This is a genomic window from Mesorhizobium sp. M1307 (assembly GCF_040318155.1).
GTDB lineage: Bacteria > Pseudomonadota > Alphaproteobacteria > Rhizobiales > Rhizobiaceae > Mesorhizobium.
The window spans coordinates 210,685-223,986 of record NZ_JAMYLR010000001.1 but is presented as its reverse complement, the minus strand read 5'-3'; the positions used below and the strand labels follow the sequence as shown (position 1 = coordinate 223,986).

Sequence of the window (13,302 nt, the reverse complement as noted above, 5' to 3'; positions counted from 1 at the left end):
TTCAGCGCAATACGCTCTGCCGCAGCTTTTTGCCGCTTTCGACCATCGGATCGGGCGTCTCCAGGTGGAATATCGAACGATATATCTCGCTGTGCTTGGCAAGCTGGTCATGCGTTCCAGCATCGACAAGCTGTCCGGCGTCAAACACGAGAATACGATCGGCCGCCTTGATTGTAGACAGCCTGTGCGCAATGCAGATCACCGTGCGCTGAAATGTGTTGTCGAAGGCTGCCTCCATAACCGCCCGTTCGTTTTCACCGTCAAGCGCCGATGTCGCTTCGTCATAGACGATTACCGCAGCATTCTTGAGCAGGGCGCGCGCGATGGCAACGCGTTGTTTCTGGCCGCCGGACAGGTTGGTGCCGCTTGGCCCGACAAGCGTGTCGAGCCCGTTTTCGAGCGCCGAAGCAAAGCTGGTGACCCGGGCGAGGTTCGCAGCGGACTCGATTTCCTGATCCGTGGCATTCGGGCGGCCGTCGCGAATGTTGTCGCGGATCGAGCCTTCGAACAGGAAGACGTCCTGGGATACCAGTGCGATGTTATCGCGAACGTCGGCCAGGCTGATCTTCGAAATGTCCTTTCCGTCGATCAGGATCCTGCCCTTGTCCGGCTCCATCAGGCGCAGGATCAGATTAACGATGGTGGTCTTGCCGGCGCCGGAGCGGCCGACGATCGCCAGCTTCTCACGAGGTCGCACGTCGAAGGAAACACCCTCGAGCGCGGGGCTGTTGCCGTCATAGGAAAAGGCCACATCTTCAAAGCGGATACCACCATCGACGTCGGTCAGACGCTCGCCCGCGATCGCGAGTCGCCGCTGCTCGGGCGTGTCGATCAAATCATACATCTGCTCGACGGCGACCATTTGCTTCTGGATGTCGACATTGACCCGGGCCAACCTCTTGGCAGGCTCATAGGCAAGCAGGAACGCGGTAATGAAGGCCATGAATTCGCCGGGCGTCTTGCCGTTGCCGAGCGTCTGCCAGCTGGCGTACATAACGAAAAGCCCGATGATCACGCCGCCGCCGGTCTCCATCAATGGGCTCATCAATGCTGACGTCCGATTGATCTGGATGCCACGTCTTTCCATCTTGCGGACGGCCTTTGCAAAGCTGGCGACGGCCTTGTCCTCGAGCTGGAAGGACTTGATGGTGCGGATGCCTTCGACGGCTTCCGTGCCGATCGACTGGACTTGTGCGGCCAATTCCGTCTCGCCCCTCGCCAGCGCCTTGAGCTTCCTTGTTATCGCGCCGACTGACAGGAACAGCATCGGCAGAACCGCCACGGATATCAGCGACATCACCGGGTCCTGCTTGACCATGACGCTGGCCAAGGCAATCAGGGTCAGCAGATCAGAGACGGCGCTGCTCGTGAGGGTGAGAATAACGGTCGCCCCGGCGCGCGCGTTGAACATGATTTTGGAGATGAATTTTGCCGGATGCTGGTTCGCGAAACGGCTGATGTCGAAATACACCATTCGGGAAAATTGCCGGTTTTGCAGGTCCGAAACGATAGCCCGGCGAATCTTTCCCGTCGTGATGGTCTGGCAGTAGGCAGCTATGCCCTTGACCAGGAAAATGCCGATGATGACGGCGCTGATACCCGATACAGCGGCAGCGTCTCGCTCGACATAGATGGTGTTGATCATGACTTTCATGATCCAGGCCGCCGCGCCGGTCGCCGCAGCAGCGGCGATCGAGCACAGCAAACCTGTCACATACAGCATCTTGTGCGGCGGCAGATTTTCGCCAATCAGACGCTTGATCAGCGGATATGCTGGGGCCGTTGACACTCGTTTCTTTGTAATCATCTCGTCGCCGCCCGTTGCGATCCCGTCCGGTCTTCGCGTTATCTTGAAGCGCGAGACGGTTTCGATCACCTGTCTGTGGCTTCGTTCCCGAGCGCAGTCAATGCCGAACCGGATCCTTGCACGTCATCGGCTTATGACCGTCGGTTCCTCGCATGCGAGCATAGCGGACCCCAGCCACGCGGCTCTTGCGCCATTCGTCGTCGGCCGCGCTATGCCTGGTCAGTGTTTCGCGAGGACCATGAGATGGCTTCCAAGAGGCGATGTGTGATTGCTTTTGATTGAAAAGCCCACATCCGAAAGCACCGCGATCATCTCGTTATCCTTGCCAGGAGGGACGCGGGCAACGATCGTTTGAGCACGCCCGGCGATGTCGCACAGCACGCGTCGCGCCTTGTCCGCGCCGAGGCTCCACTGCATGTGATGGTAGACCGCCAGCAGCATGACAATGTCGTACTGCGGTTGGAGAACATTTTGCAGCTTCCGGCTGCCAAGATCGAGACAATCGAACCGGCTTTGGACCGGACAACCCAGGAAGATCATCCTGGCCGTCTCGATATGCGGCTTGAGAATGTCGATCCCATGGATCGCACTCGGTCCTAGCTTGGATATCTCATAGGCGACAACACCCATGTTGCAGCCAACATCGAGAATGGATTTCCCGGCGTAGTCGACCTCTGCTGAGAATAGGCCGTCCAGTCTGTCGTCCCACGTTCCCTTGAATCTCTTTTGCTTATTTGACCACCACAAATCATTGTTCTCCAAAAACGGCGCCGAACTAGTTTTCCTTGACGGAGGGGGACCGTGCGCCCGGCCTAACTCGGTCCAGTTGCTGGCGCGCAAACGACACTGTCCTGAGCGTCCTGTAAACGCAACCGCGGGAGAAAGGAACTCCTGATCACAGCATCCTGCGAAGACGTTTCGGTAAGTTGACGAACACCCGGCCCCGACAAATCGACATACTGGTTGGAAATGGCAACGTCGCTTGGCGCCCCCTACCCGTGCCTGCCCTCGAGTTCCTGAAACGCACGATAGCCCGGGCCGGCACACGCAGGGACATAAGTAATGGCCCGTCGGCAAGGCAAGCCATATTTGTTCTTGCTTTGTGCCGGCAGCTATGCTACTAATTTGCCTATGGTGCTGATTTGCACCAACGACCGTCTTGCCACGACATGCGGTTTTTCAGCCAGGCTCGATCAAAGCCCGCATCGCCGGGCTTTTTGGCCAATCAAGGTCGAGCGCCGGCCTTTTCGGCAGCTTCCGAGAATGGAAATCGGAAAAGCAGCTTCCGGTTCTCGTCGCAGATTTCGAAGGAAAGGCCTGTCAGGACTGGGCCGCCGCTGAGCAGACCCTCGGCCAGGATTTCCTTGGCCGAAGCCATTGCGTTATCCTGAGCCGCGGACAAACCGTCCAACTCCTGACCTTCGAAATCTTCCGTCAAGCGGCCCTCATTGTTTCGGAAATGGAAAAAATATCTCGGCATGGCTGCTCCGGTCGGTCGGTTTCTCTAATGCATGTCGCGCAAAACTGTGCAGCGGTTTAGCGGCAACGACATGCACAAAAACAAGCACTTAAAGCGCGTCGCATGAGGCCGATCGACGCGATGCGCATTAGTGGCGAGCGCCTCAGGAACAGCGTCGGATTTGTGCACGACAGCACCGTGCGATTTTGGCGTTCGGATTCATGGCGTTTAGGCCTTCATGCGTCAGGTTGATCGAACAGCACCCCCAGCCCGTGTTCGAACGCACATGCCGCAATCATGTCGTCCAGGGCTTTTCCGGAGACCGGGCAATTCGGCATGACAGCCCTGATCGCGATCTCAGCCGCTGCGGTGGAAACCGCATCGTGGCGCCTCTTCCTGGTCTCCATGTATTGCTCGAGCAGAATTTTCAGGCGCCGCGCGGCAATCTCGTCAACGACCATCGTTCTCCCTCGATTCGGCACAATGTCCGTCTTCCGGGTCTGTCCTCCGGATGAAGGTCCGCTGCCATTGGGTAGCAGCGGACCACTCGGCTGGGTGAGCCAATGACCCGAGGCGGGGTGTCTCGGACCGCCACCACAATAGCTTCGGCAGGCCACTCGTTCCACAGAACGCTGTCGTTGGTAATTTTCGTACACTGAGCATTGGCACAGACAGTCTGCGACCGTGGGATTTTTGCGCTATGCCCGTACCTGATAACCGGATCAGCTTCGGCTTCGATCGACATAGCTGTAGATGCCCGCGCCGATCGCGACCGCTCCTAGAGTGATCAGAATCGATGGCACACCCATCGACGTGGCGATGATTCCCCAGACAATGGCGACGGCAATTGCGCCGGCCGTTCCCAGCACCAGTCTAAGCCGTTTCGACATTTTCCATTCCCCCAAAAGTGCATCTTTGGCCTTTTCCGGTCGAAATACCGCAATGCGGCACCATTGTCTGCGCTTCGTCCAACTTTTTATGCCGCCCCTGAGCCCCGACCGCTGAGGCGTAAGCGATCCGTATGCGGGCTTGTCGCAAACACCCACTCGACAACGAGGACGCTTGGGCGTGAGCCCGAGAAGCGAGGCGTCAGAAAGCGAGGTATCTATGCAAATTTTCGGAATTTACTCCGGTTCACAATCATGGCCATGGCAGCCACGACAACCGCACTAGTCATCACGGGCCTTACCCCCGTGACAACCGAAGCGACTTTGATTTGCCATGGGTCGGTCTGCCAGAAGGCGAGCAATGAAGGCAGTGCCTTCGGCACCAAATATCAGCGCAAGTGCACCTGCGAAAATGTAAACGAGGGCGCTAACAACCATCCCTCCCCACGCAACGTCAACAAGAGGCCCATCGGCGGCTCAAGCAGCGGCGGATCGAGCGGCGCCAGCAGCTCAAGCGGCACTACTGGATAGTGCCGGAATACCGGTGTGAGTTTTACGCCCCCTACTGGGCAGCGCTCTACGACACCTTGCCGGCGTTGCTCGTCGGTCGCCGATCGGGTGCTCCGGCTGAATGCCATCCTTGCTCGGACGATCTGCGGCAGTCGGTGCTATCGCCTCAAGGCGTGATCGCGATGCCGATCCTCGCCGCTCATCGGTAACGGCCGATCGCCCTCGAGCAGGCGGGTGATCCGGGCGAAGCCGGCAAAAGCCTTTCGCGCTTCCTCGGCCGACATCCGGCCGGCCATGGCCGCAGCGCAGCAATTCACGGCGCACTGGTAAACCGGCCCGCGCCGCCCGGCCGGCCATTTTCGCAAGAATGCCATTGCTTCGGCAACGCTGTCGATCTCCTCCACGGGCTGTCCCTGTCCGCGCAAAATCCGCACGGGCGAAAAGAATTGCAAGCGGTCCATCATTTCCTCCCCGTCGACCGGATGCGTGCGATCGAACCCCACTAAACTCGCGAACCCGACTTTGGTTCCCGGCAAAAGAGGGCTTGGCCTGAAAAATGTTGGCTGGACGAGACGAGCAGCGGTGGAAGCGCCCGGCAGCTTCAATTGGGTGACATCTTGCCCCAATTGGGTGACATCTTGCCATTGTACGGGAACGTTAGCGCGGCTGATGCATTTCGATGCCACGAGCAGTCTTTTTGAGGGAAATGCCAAAACATGAGAATAGCCCATGTGGCGCCGCTCCATGAATCCGTGCCACCCCGGTTCTATGGAGGGACGGAGCGCATCGTCTCCTATCTGACCGAAGGATTGCTCGAGCTTGGCCATGACGTGACCCTGTTCGCCAGCGGCGATACCAAGACGTCGGCGAAATTGGTGGCGTGTCGCGAGCGCGCGCTCCGTCTCGATCCACGCCCGCACAAATCCGAAACCGCGGCGCATCTCTCGATGCTCGCCGAGGTGAGGAGCCGTGCGCAACAGTTCGACATCATCCATTTCCATCTCAGCCACTTCCTGCATTTTCCTTTCTTCGAACACATGCCCGACCGGACGGTGACGACACCGCATGGCAGGCTCGACTATGTCGACCTGGCCCCGGCCTACGAACATTTTCCGCGCTTTCCGATGATCTCGATTTCGCGCAGCCAGAGAACCGGGCTACCCAGGGCCAATTGGCTGGCGACCATCCATCACGGGCTACCGATCAATATGTACAAGCCGACTTTCGAGACGGAGGTGGACGAGCCGTATCTGGCCTTTCTCGGCCGGCTGTCGCGCGACAAGCGCCCAGAGCGTGCCATTGAGATCGCCTTGCGCTCCGGGCTGAAACTGAAGCTTGCGGCAAAGATCGGCCACGACGACCGCGCTTTTTTCCACGACACGGTCGAGCCGCTGATCGACGGCGACCGTGTCGACTATATCGGCGAGATCGAAGAGGACAGAAAAGCGGAATTCCTCGGCAAGGCGGCCGGCCTGCTGTTTCCGATCGATTGGCCGGAGCCGTTCGGTCTTGCCGCGATAGAGGCTATGGCCTGTGGCACGCCGGTAATCGCCTGGAAATGCGGTGCCCTGCCGGAGATCATCGACCACGGCGTGACCGGTTTCCTTGTCGATACGGTCGATGCCGCGGTCACCTCGATACCGGAATTGCTGCGCCTCGACAGGCGACAGGTGAGAGCCGTGTTCGAAAACCGTTTTTCTGCCACGAGAATGGCCCACGACTATGTGGCTGCCTATGCGCGCCTGATCGGTACTCCCGGTGAAGCGAGAGCGTCCTGATCGGCGTCATTGTGGACGTTGGAACGAAACGACAGAGCTTGTGACGTATGAATCAACTCGACGAGCGTAAGCTTGATCCCGCCGTAGCCCTTGCCTCCCTCGACGAGGTTGCGCCCCGGGAGCCGCACCGGCTGTTCGCCCTCAAGCAAGCCGACTGCTTCGCGGTGGCCGACGCCTATGGCGACATCCGCGGCGCCGGCGATGGCTTTTTCCGAGACGACACGCGTGTGCTTTCGGAATTCCGGCTGACGGTCGGTGGCCGGCAAATGTCGTTGCTCGGCGCCTCGCTCAGCCAGGATAATGTGCTTTTCACCTCGAACCTGACCAATCTGCCGATCCAGAGTGTCGGTGGTCGCGACATTCCGCAGGGCGCGATCCACATAGAACGCGTCAGGCTGCTTTGGCAGGACCGGCTGTTCGAGCGCATCACCCTTTCCAACTACAGCCAGGAATCGTCGGCCATTCGGGTTTCCTTGCATTTCGCAGCAGATTTCCGCGACATGTTCGAGGTGCGCGGTTCGACCCGGCTCAAGCGCGGAATAGCCCACGCCGCCGAGACCAGTCCGACATCCGTGGTGCTTCGATATGACGGGCTGGACCAGCTCGTGCGCCTGTCAGCGATCTCGTTCTCGCAGGCGCCGGACAATTTGACCGCCAGCCGCGCGGATTTCCTGGTTGCGGTGACGAAGCGCAGCAGCGAGGTCCTCTATATCGAGGTCGGCCCGGAAGTGGCGGAGACACCCGACCGCGACCGTTTTCGGGCTGCCGCCGCCCGCGCTCGCTTCGGCATGCGCGCCAAACGCCGCCACGGCGCGACGGTGCACAGCTCCGGCCGCGTCTTCAACGACTGGATCGAACGCGCGCGCGCGGACGTGGCGTTGCTGACCACCGAGCTTTCAACCGGACCCTACCCCTATGCCGGCATACCCTGGTTCTCGACGGCATTTGGCCGCGACGGGGTGATTTCCGCATTGCAGATGCTGTGGTTGAATCCAGGGCTGGCGCGCGGCGTACTCGCCTTTCTCGCCCAGCATCAGGCGACCGAAACGTCGCCGTTCAGCGATTCGCAGCCGGGCAAGATCATGCACGAGACCCGCAAGGGCGAGATGGCGGCACTGCGGGAGCTCCCGTTCGGCCGCTATTACGGCGGCGTCGATACCACGCCGCTCTACATTCATCTCGCTTGCGCCTATGCGGATCGTACCGGCGACATGGCGTTCGTCGACAGCCTGTGGCCATCGCTCTGTGCAGCGGCCGAATGGACGGAGGAGACAAGCCGCGCGACCGGCTTCGTTACCTACCAGCGCGGCGCCGAGACCGGCCTTGCCAACCAGGGCTGGAAGGACAGTTTCGATTCCGTCTTCCATGCCGATGGCCGCATGCCCAAGGGGCCGATCGCCCTGGTCGAGGTGCAAGGCTACGTCTTTGCCGCGTTCCGTGGGCTGGCGGCGCTCGCCCGCCGCCGCGGCGAGGACGACAAGGCCGATCATTGGGAGGAACGCGCCGAAACCATGCGCGCCGCGGTGGAACGCCATTTCTGGATGGACGATCTCAATTTCTATGCACTGGCGATCGATGGTGCAGGCGAGCTCTGCAAGGTACGGACGTCGAATGCCGGCCATCTTCTCTTTGTCGGGCTGCCCGAGCCGGAACGGGCGCAGATGGTCGCCGATCAGCTGCTCTCTGCGTCGTTCCACTCTGGTTGGGGAGTGAGGACGCTGGCCGACGATGCGATATTCTTCAATCCGATGTCCTACCACAATGGTTCGATCTGGCCGCACGACACCGCCATGTGCGGTGCCGGCCTGGCACGTTATGGCGTGCGCGACAGTGTGGTCCGGCTGATGAGCGGCACGTTCGAATCGGCTGTCCATTTCAACATGCGGCTGCCGGAACTGTTCTGCGGCTTTACCCGGTCGCCGGGCGAAGCGCCCATCGCCTATCCCGTCGCGTGCCTGCCGCAGGCCTGGTCGGCGGGATCGGCCTTCATGCTGATGCAGGCCTGCCTTGGGCTCGAAATCGACGGCTGGAACAGCGAAATCCGGGTCACCCGCCCAAGGCTGCCGATCGGCATCGACACGCTGACATTGCGGCATCTAGGTGTCGGCTCGACAGTGGTCGACCTCACATTCCAGCGTGTCGGCGACCGGGTCGTTGCCTTTCTCGCCGATCGGTATGAGGGGATGGTGCCGCTCATCGTGCGCACTTGATGCCGCCGCGCTGCGGCGCATTGAAAATGACGTGCGGCATTGCAATCGTCCCGGAACCGATAGCCTCTTTGTGCGTTGCAAAAATGGGCGGGGCGGGGATGGTGTTGCTGTCATATGGCGGCGAACCAGAAAACAAATAAAAAACGGCTATCGGCCGGCCGGAGGCGAGATCACATTCCATGTCAGATTATACTGTAAACCTGCTCTGGGTTTTGCTGATTGCAAGTTTTGGCTTTTCTGCTTTTGCCATTCTCCTGTCGATATCCCGCCAGCGTCGCGGCCGCGCAACGGCGGCCGCATACACGCCGAGCGAGGATGTCGCGTCGGAAGCGGCACGCAAGGTGCTGCGCGAGTTCGAAAAGAACGGCCAGTCGGCCGATGCGGCACTGGTCACATGGTCGCCCGACACGTTGCGCAAGATCCTGGCCGACGACCTGCCGGACGCACAGGTCATCGTGGTGTCCAACCGCGAACCCTACATCCACAACATCAAGGACGACGGGGTCCAACTTTTGGTGCCGGCCAGCGGGCTGGTTTCGGCACTCGAGCCCATCACCCGCGCCTGTGCCGGCACCTGGATCGCCTATGGCGGCGGCACGGCAGACCGCCTCACCGTCGACAAGGACGACCGGGTGCAGGTGCCGCCAGGCAATCCGTCCTACACGCTGCGCAGGGTCTGGCTGACGGAGGAGGAATATCAGGGCTATTATCTGGGCTTCGCTAATGAGGGCCTATGGCCGCTTTGCCATATCGCCTTCACCCGCCCCGTGTTTCGCGCCTCGGACTGGGACGCCTACGAGGCCGTCAACCGCAAATTCGCCGATACGGTGGTTGCCGAAGCCCGCAACGAACGGCCGATCGTGCTGGTGCAGGACTACCATTTCGCGCTGCTGCCGCGCATGATCCGCCAGCGCCTGCCGGACGCGATAGTCATCACCTTCTGGCATATCCCTTGGCCCAATTCGGAAGTATTTAGCATCTGTCCGTGGCGTGAGCGGATCCTGGAAGGACTGCTCGGCAGTTCGATCATCGGCTTTCATACCCAATTCCATGCCAACAACTTCACCGAAAGTGTCGACCGCTTTCTGGAGAGCCGGATCGAACGGGCAGACGCGGCAATCTCCTATGGTGGGCAGACCACATTGGTCCACGCCTATCCCATTTCCATAGAATGGCCGGCCCAATTGCTGGCAAAACTGCCGTCTGTGGAGGAGTGCCGCGCCAGCGTGCGCGACAGATTCGGCCTGTCTGCGGATACCAAACTATGCGTTGGCGTCGAGCGCCTCGACTACACGAAAGGCATTCTCGATCGCTTCCATGCCTTGGACGAATTGTTCACGAGATATCCCGAATGGATAGGCAAGGTGGTTTTCCTGCAGATCGCCGCGCCGAGCCGGGGGACATTGCCCGCCTACCAGCAACTCCACGACGAATGCCGCCGCTGTGCCGAGGAGCTCAACCGGCGCTATGGCAGCGAGACATACAGCCCTATCCTGATGGTCGCCGAACATCATCGGCAGGAGCAGGTCTACGAGGTCTATCGCGCCGCCGACATCTGTATGGTCACCAGTCTGCATGACGGCATGAACCTTGTCGCCAAGGAATTCGTCGCAGCGCGCGACGACGAACAGGGCGTGCTTTTGCTCAGCACCTTCGCCGGTGCCTCGCGCGAACTGCTGGAAGCACTGATCGTCAACCCCTACGATGCGGCCATGATGAGCGAGGCGCTGTTGCAGGCGCTGACGATGACGCCGGAAGAGCAGCGCGAACGTTTGCGGCCGATGCGCGAGATGGTCCGCGACAACAATGTCTACCGCTGGGCCGGCAGTATGCTGCTGGACGCCGCGCGCCTGCGAAAACGCGGCGATCTCGACAGGGTGACCGGAACCGGCGAGCGCCCGCCATCGAACACCAACAACGTCATCTCGATGTTCGAGCGGGCTCGGAAGGCAGCGTCGTGAAAAGCTTTGAACAACCGCCGGCGTTGAACCTGTCGGAAGGGCAATGGGCGCTGTTCCTCGATATCGACGGAACCCTGCTGGAACACGCTGCCCATCCCGACGCGGTGTTCGTCGGCGAGGAATTGCGCAATCTGCTCGAACGCATCGAGCGGCGGCTGGATGGTGCGGTCGCCTTCATCACCGGCCGATCGATTCCCGCCGTGGACAAACTGTTCCATCCGCTGAAGCTGCGGATCGCCGGACTGTATGGGCTGGAGCACCGGCTGACGCCGAGCGGTCCGATCGATGCCGCCGACGCGCCGGCCGACATCGCCGCCCTTGCGGACGAGATCGAGGCCGAACTGGGCAGCGGCAAGGTCTATGTCGAGCGCAAGGGGCCGGTCCTTGCCGTTCATACAAGAGCAGCACCGCAACTGCTTGCACCCGCAATCCAGCTCGTCGAACAGGCATTGGCCCGGCTTCCGAAGGGTTATCGGGTGCTTCCGGGAAACGCCGGCGTCGAGCTCATGCCTTTGGAAGCCGTCAAAGGTGCTGCCATCCGGCGTTTCATGGACATTCCGCCCTTTGTCGGCGGGCGGCCGATATTCCTCGGAGACGATACATCGGACGAACACGGTTTCGAGGCGATCAATAAAATTGGCGGCATCTCCATCCGCGTGAAGCCGAACGGACCGACGACCGCAAACTATGCCCTCGACGACGTGACCGGCGCAATAGCCTGGCTCGAGGCCAATTTCGAGGCCTTGCCGGTCTCTTGATCATCTGAATATCAACACGCCTTATTCGATCTTGCCGTCCACGATGTGAATGCGGCGATCCATGCGCGCCGCCATGTCGAGATCGTGCGTAACCGCCACGACGGTCTTGCCGCGCTCGCGCACCAGATTCTGCAGGATCGTGAAGACCTGCTCGGAGCTCTTGCTGTCGAGGCTCCCCGTCGGCTCATCGGCGAGGATAAGCGGCGGGTCGTTGGCGAGCGAACGTGCCACCGCGACGCGCTGACGCTGGCCGCCGGAGAGCTGGTCAGGCCGCTTGTCGAGATGCTCGCCGAGTCCAAGGGATGACAGCAACTCGCCCGCCCGTTCGCGCATCACGGGTCGGGCCAGCCGACCAAGCTTGCGCATCGGGATTTCGACATTTTCGCGCGCCGTGAATTCCGGCAGAAGGAAATGAAACTGGAAGACGAAGCCCAGCGTCGAAAGCCGTGTCTGCGCGCGCTCCCTTTCATTCATAGGCTCGCTATCGCGTCCGCCTATCCTCAAGGTCCCGCCTGTCGGCCGGTCGAGCAACCCAAGCAGATAGAGCAGCGAGGACTTACCGGAGCCGGAGGGACCGGTCACGGTGACGAATTCGTTGTCGTTGATCGTGAGCGTGATGTCCTTGACCAGCGTAACGGGGACCGTCTCGGGCAAGATGCGGGTCAGTCTCTCGGTCTCGATGAGTGCGCTCATGACGCGCCTCGGATAATCTCGACGGGGTTCAGGCGCGCCGCACGGCGCGCCGGCAGGTAGCCGGCCACTGCCGCCGAGCCCAGCGCGAAAGCCGACGCGATGACGTAGTGCATCAAGCTCCAAGCGATCGGCAGCCGGGTCATCTCCTGGCCAGTCGCGGCGATCTCGAAACGCACCAGCGACAGTGCATAGGTCATGGAGAAGCCAAGCACCCCGCCGAGCACAGAGCCGGCAGCGCCGATCGCCACGCCTTCCAGCAAAAAGAGCCGGCGCATGTCGGACTCCGGGAAGCCAAGCGACTTCATGATGGCGATGTCGCGCGCCTTCTCGTGCGTGATGGTGGAGATGATGTTGTAGATGCCGAAGCCAGCAACCAGCATGATCGCGCCGACGACGGTGTACATGATGACGTTGCGCACGACGAGTGCTTCGAGGATCGATTCATTGGCCTCCTGCCACGCCACGGCCTTGTAGCCCAGTTCGGCCTCTGCACGATGCGCCACCGCCGGAGCGCGGTTGGGGTCGTCGAGCTTGATGCGGATCTCGTTGATGGCGTTTGGCCGCGCTGAGAGAATCTGCGCGTTCTTCAAAAGCACATAAGCTTCGCCTTCGTCGCGCGCGGTGGTGCCGGTGTGGAAAAGGCCGGCGATCTTGAAATTGCGCGTGAGCCCTTCCGAGGAGACCGCCGTTATCGTATCGCCGAACCCGGCACCGAGCCGGCTCGCCATCGTGTTGCCGATCAGCACGTTGTTGCCGCCCGCGGCAAGTTCCGAAAAGCTGCCTTCGACGAACTCTCCGACGATCGGTGAAACGCCGGTCTCGCGCTGCGGATCGACCCCGATGATAGCTGCGCCCACTTCGCGGCTGGAATAGCGGATCACGCCCTGCGTCTTGAGGCTTGCTGCGAACCGGCCGGGAATCCAGCTCTCCAGCCAAGAGGTCGCGGCGGTCGGGTTGATAATGCCGCGTCGATCGTCGCGTGGCCGGAGCCCCGAGATGGCGGCGGTCTCGAAGTAGTCCTCGGCCGGCTGCCGGCGGGCGGTGCGCTGCTCGTCGGTGATGTCGACATGCGGCATCGTGTCGACGAGCTGCCTGACGAAATCGTCCTGCCCGCCCTGCATCAGCGCCGCCATCGCAATTGAGAAGCCGACACCCACCGCGACGCCGACTATGGCGACCAGCGTCTGGCGGCCGCGGCCGGCGATATGCGTTACGGCAATGTCGACGATCAGCGCCATC

The 13,302-nt window shown here is 61.0% G+C and carries 12 protein-coding genes; 4 read left to right on the top strand and 8 right to left on the bottom strand.

Features of this window, described 5'->3' with window-relative positions; translation table 11 throughout:
* Position 1: 1 nt before the first annotated feature.
* The 6 genes from NKH16_RS01045 to NKH16_RS01020 all read right to left on the bottom strand — a co-directional run bounded on the left by NKH16_RS01045 (position 2) and on the right by NKH16_RS01020 (position 5,124).
* Positions 2-1,789, bottom strand: coding sequence for an ABC transporter ATP-binding protein (locus NKH16_RS01045; RefSeq protein WP_198023529.1), 1,788 nt, complete (start codon positions 1,787-1,789; stop codon positions 2-4).
* 237 nt (positions 1,790-2,026) lie between these two features.
* A complete protein-coding gene (locus NKH16_RS01040) occupies positions 2,027-2,569 on the bottom strand; it encodes a class I SAM-dependent methyltransferase (protein WP_352742737.1) in 543 nt (180 codons plus the stop codon).
* A gap of 463 nt (positions 2,570-3,032) precedes the next feature.
* Positions 3,033-3,287 (bottom strand): DUF6894 family protein, encoded by a 255-nt coding sequence (locus NKH16_RS34975; RefSeq protein WP_502893791.1) that lies wholly within the window; start codon positions 3,285-3,287, stop codon positions 3,033-3,035.
* Between the two features lie 215 nt (positions 3,288-3,502).
* Entirely contained in the window at positions 3,503-3,727 is a 225-nt protein-coding gene (locus NKH16_RS01030; RefSeq protein WP_352742735.1) for a hypothetical protein, read from the bottom strand.
* A gap of 261 nt (positions 3,728-3,988) precedes the next feature.
* Positions 3,989-4,156 carry a hypothetical protein gene (locus NKH16_RS01025; protein ID WP_352448851.1) on the bottom strand — a complete coding sequence of 56 codons (168 nt, stop codon included), beginning with the start codon at positions 4,154-4,156 and terminating at the stop codon, positions 3,989-3,991.
* 665 nt (positions 4,157-4,821) lie between these two features.
* Positions 4,822-5,124, bottom strand: a complete 303-nt coding sequence (locus tag NKH16_RS01020; protein WP_352474284.1) for a DUF982 domain-containing protein — start codon at positions 5,122-5,124, stop codon at positions 4,822-4,824.
* Between the two features lie 255 nt (positions 5,125-5,379).
* Here NKH16_RS01020 and NKH16_RS01015 point away from each other — a divergent pair, with 255 nt between their 5' ends.
* The 4 genes from NKH16_RS01015 (at position 5,380) to otsB (ending at position 11,370) form a co-directional block, all read left to right on the top strand.
* Positions 5,380-6,441, top strand: coding sequence for a glycosyltransferase family 4 protein (locus tag NKH16_RS01015; RefSeq protein ID WP_352897976.1), 1,062 nt, complete (start codon positions 5,380-5,382; stop codon positions 6,439-6,441).
* Positions 6,442-6,488: 47 nt separating this feature from the next.
* Positions 6,489-8,651: an amylo-alpha-1,6-glucosidase gene (locus tag NKH16_RS01010; protein ID WP_023674970.1), complete on the top strand. Its 2,163-nt coding sequence runs from the start codon at positions 6,489-6,491 to the stop codon at positions 8,649-8,651.
* Between the two features lie 179 nt (positions 8,652-8,830).
* Positions 8,831-10,612 (top strand): alpha,alpha-trehalose-phosphate synthase (UDP-forming), encoded by a 1,782-nt coding sequence (locus tag NKH16_RS01005; protein ID WP_023674969.1) that lies wholly within the window; start codon positions 8,831-8,833, stop codon positions 10,610-10,612.
* Entirely contained in the window at positions 10,609-11,370 is a 762-nt protein-coding gene (gene otsB, locus NKH16_RS01000) for a trehalose-phosphatase (RefSeq protein WP_352448846.1), read from the top strand. The genes NKH16_RS01005 and otsB overlap by 4 nt, the downstream gene beginning before the upstream one ends.
* Positions 11,371-11,391: 21 nt before the next feature.
* On the opposite strand, the gene NKH16_RS00995 is transcribed toward otsB, so the two are convergent.
* Both NKH16_RS00995 and NKH16_RS00990 read right to left on the bottom strand, forming a co-directional pair.
* Complete coding sequence (locus NKH16_RS00995; protein WP_352742731.1) at positions 11,392-12,063, bottom strand: ABC transporter ATP-binding protein; 672 nt, start codon at positions 12,061-12,063, stop codon at positions 11,392-11,394.
* The gene (locus NKH16_RS00990) at positions 12,060-13,301 is read right to left on the bottom strand and encodes an ABC transporter permease (RefSeq protein WP_352448844.1); all 1,242 of its coding nucleotides are present in this window, start codon (positions 13,299-13,301) and stop codon (positions 12,060-12,062) included. The genes NKH16_RS00995 and NKH16_RS00990 overlap by 4 nt, the downstream gene beginning before the upstream one ends.
* Between the last annotated feature and the right edge of the window lies 1 nt (position 13,302).

Coding starts and splice junctions, on each gene's coding strand:
- NKH16_RS34975 (WP_502893791.1), bottom strand. CDS start 3,287: ATGCCGAGATATTTTTTCCATTTCCGAAACAATGAGGGCCGCTTGACG.
- NKH16_RS01030 (WP_352742735.1), bottom strand. CDS start 3,727: ATGGTCGTTGACGAGATTGCCGCGCGGCGCCTGAAAATTCTGCTCGAG.
- NKH16_RS01025 (WP_352448851.1), bottom strand. CDS start 4,156: ATGTCGAAACGGCTTAGACTGGTGCTGGGAACGGCCGGCGCAATTGCC.
- NKH16_RS01020 (WP_352474284.1), bottom strand. CDS start 5,124: ATGGACCGCTTGCAATTCTTTTCGCCCGTGCGGATTTTGCGCGGACAG.
- NKH16_RS01015 (WP_352897976.1), top strand. CDS start 5,380: ATGAGAATAGCCCATGTGGCGCCGCTCCATGAATCCGTGCCACCCCGG.
- NKH16_RS01010 (WP_023674970.1), top strand. CDS start 6,489: ATGAATCAACTCGACGAGCGTAAGCTTGATCCCGCCGTAGCCCTTGCC.
- NKH16_RS01005 (WP_023674969.1), top strand. CDS start 8,831: ATGTCAGATTATACTGTAAACCTGCTCTGGGTTTTGCTGATTGCAAGT.
- NKH16_RS00995 (WP_352742731.1), bottom strand. CDS start 12,063: ATGAGCGCACTCATCGAGACCGAGAGACTGACCCGCATCTTGCCCGAG.
- NKH16_RS00990 (WP_352448844.1), bottom strand. CDS start 13,301: ATGGCGCTGATCGTCGACATTGCCGTAACGCATATCGCCGGCCGCGGC.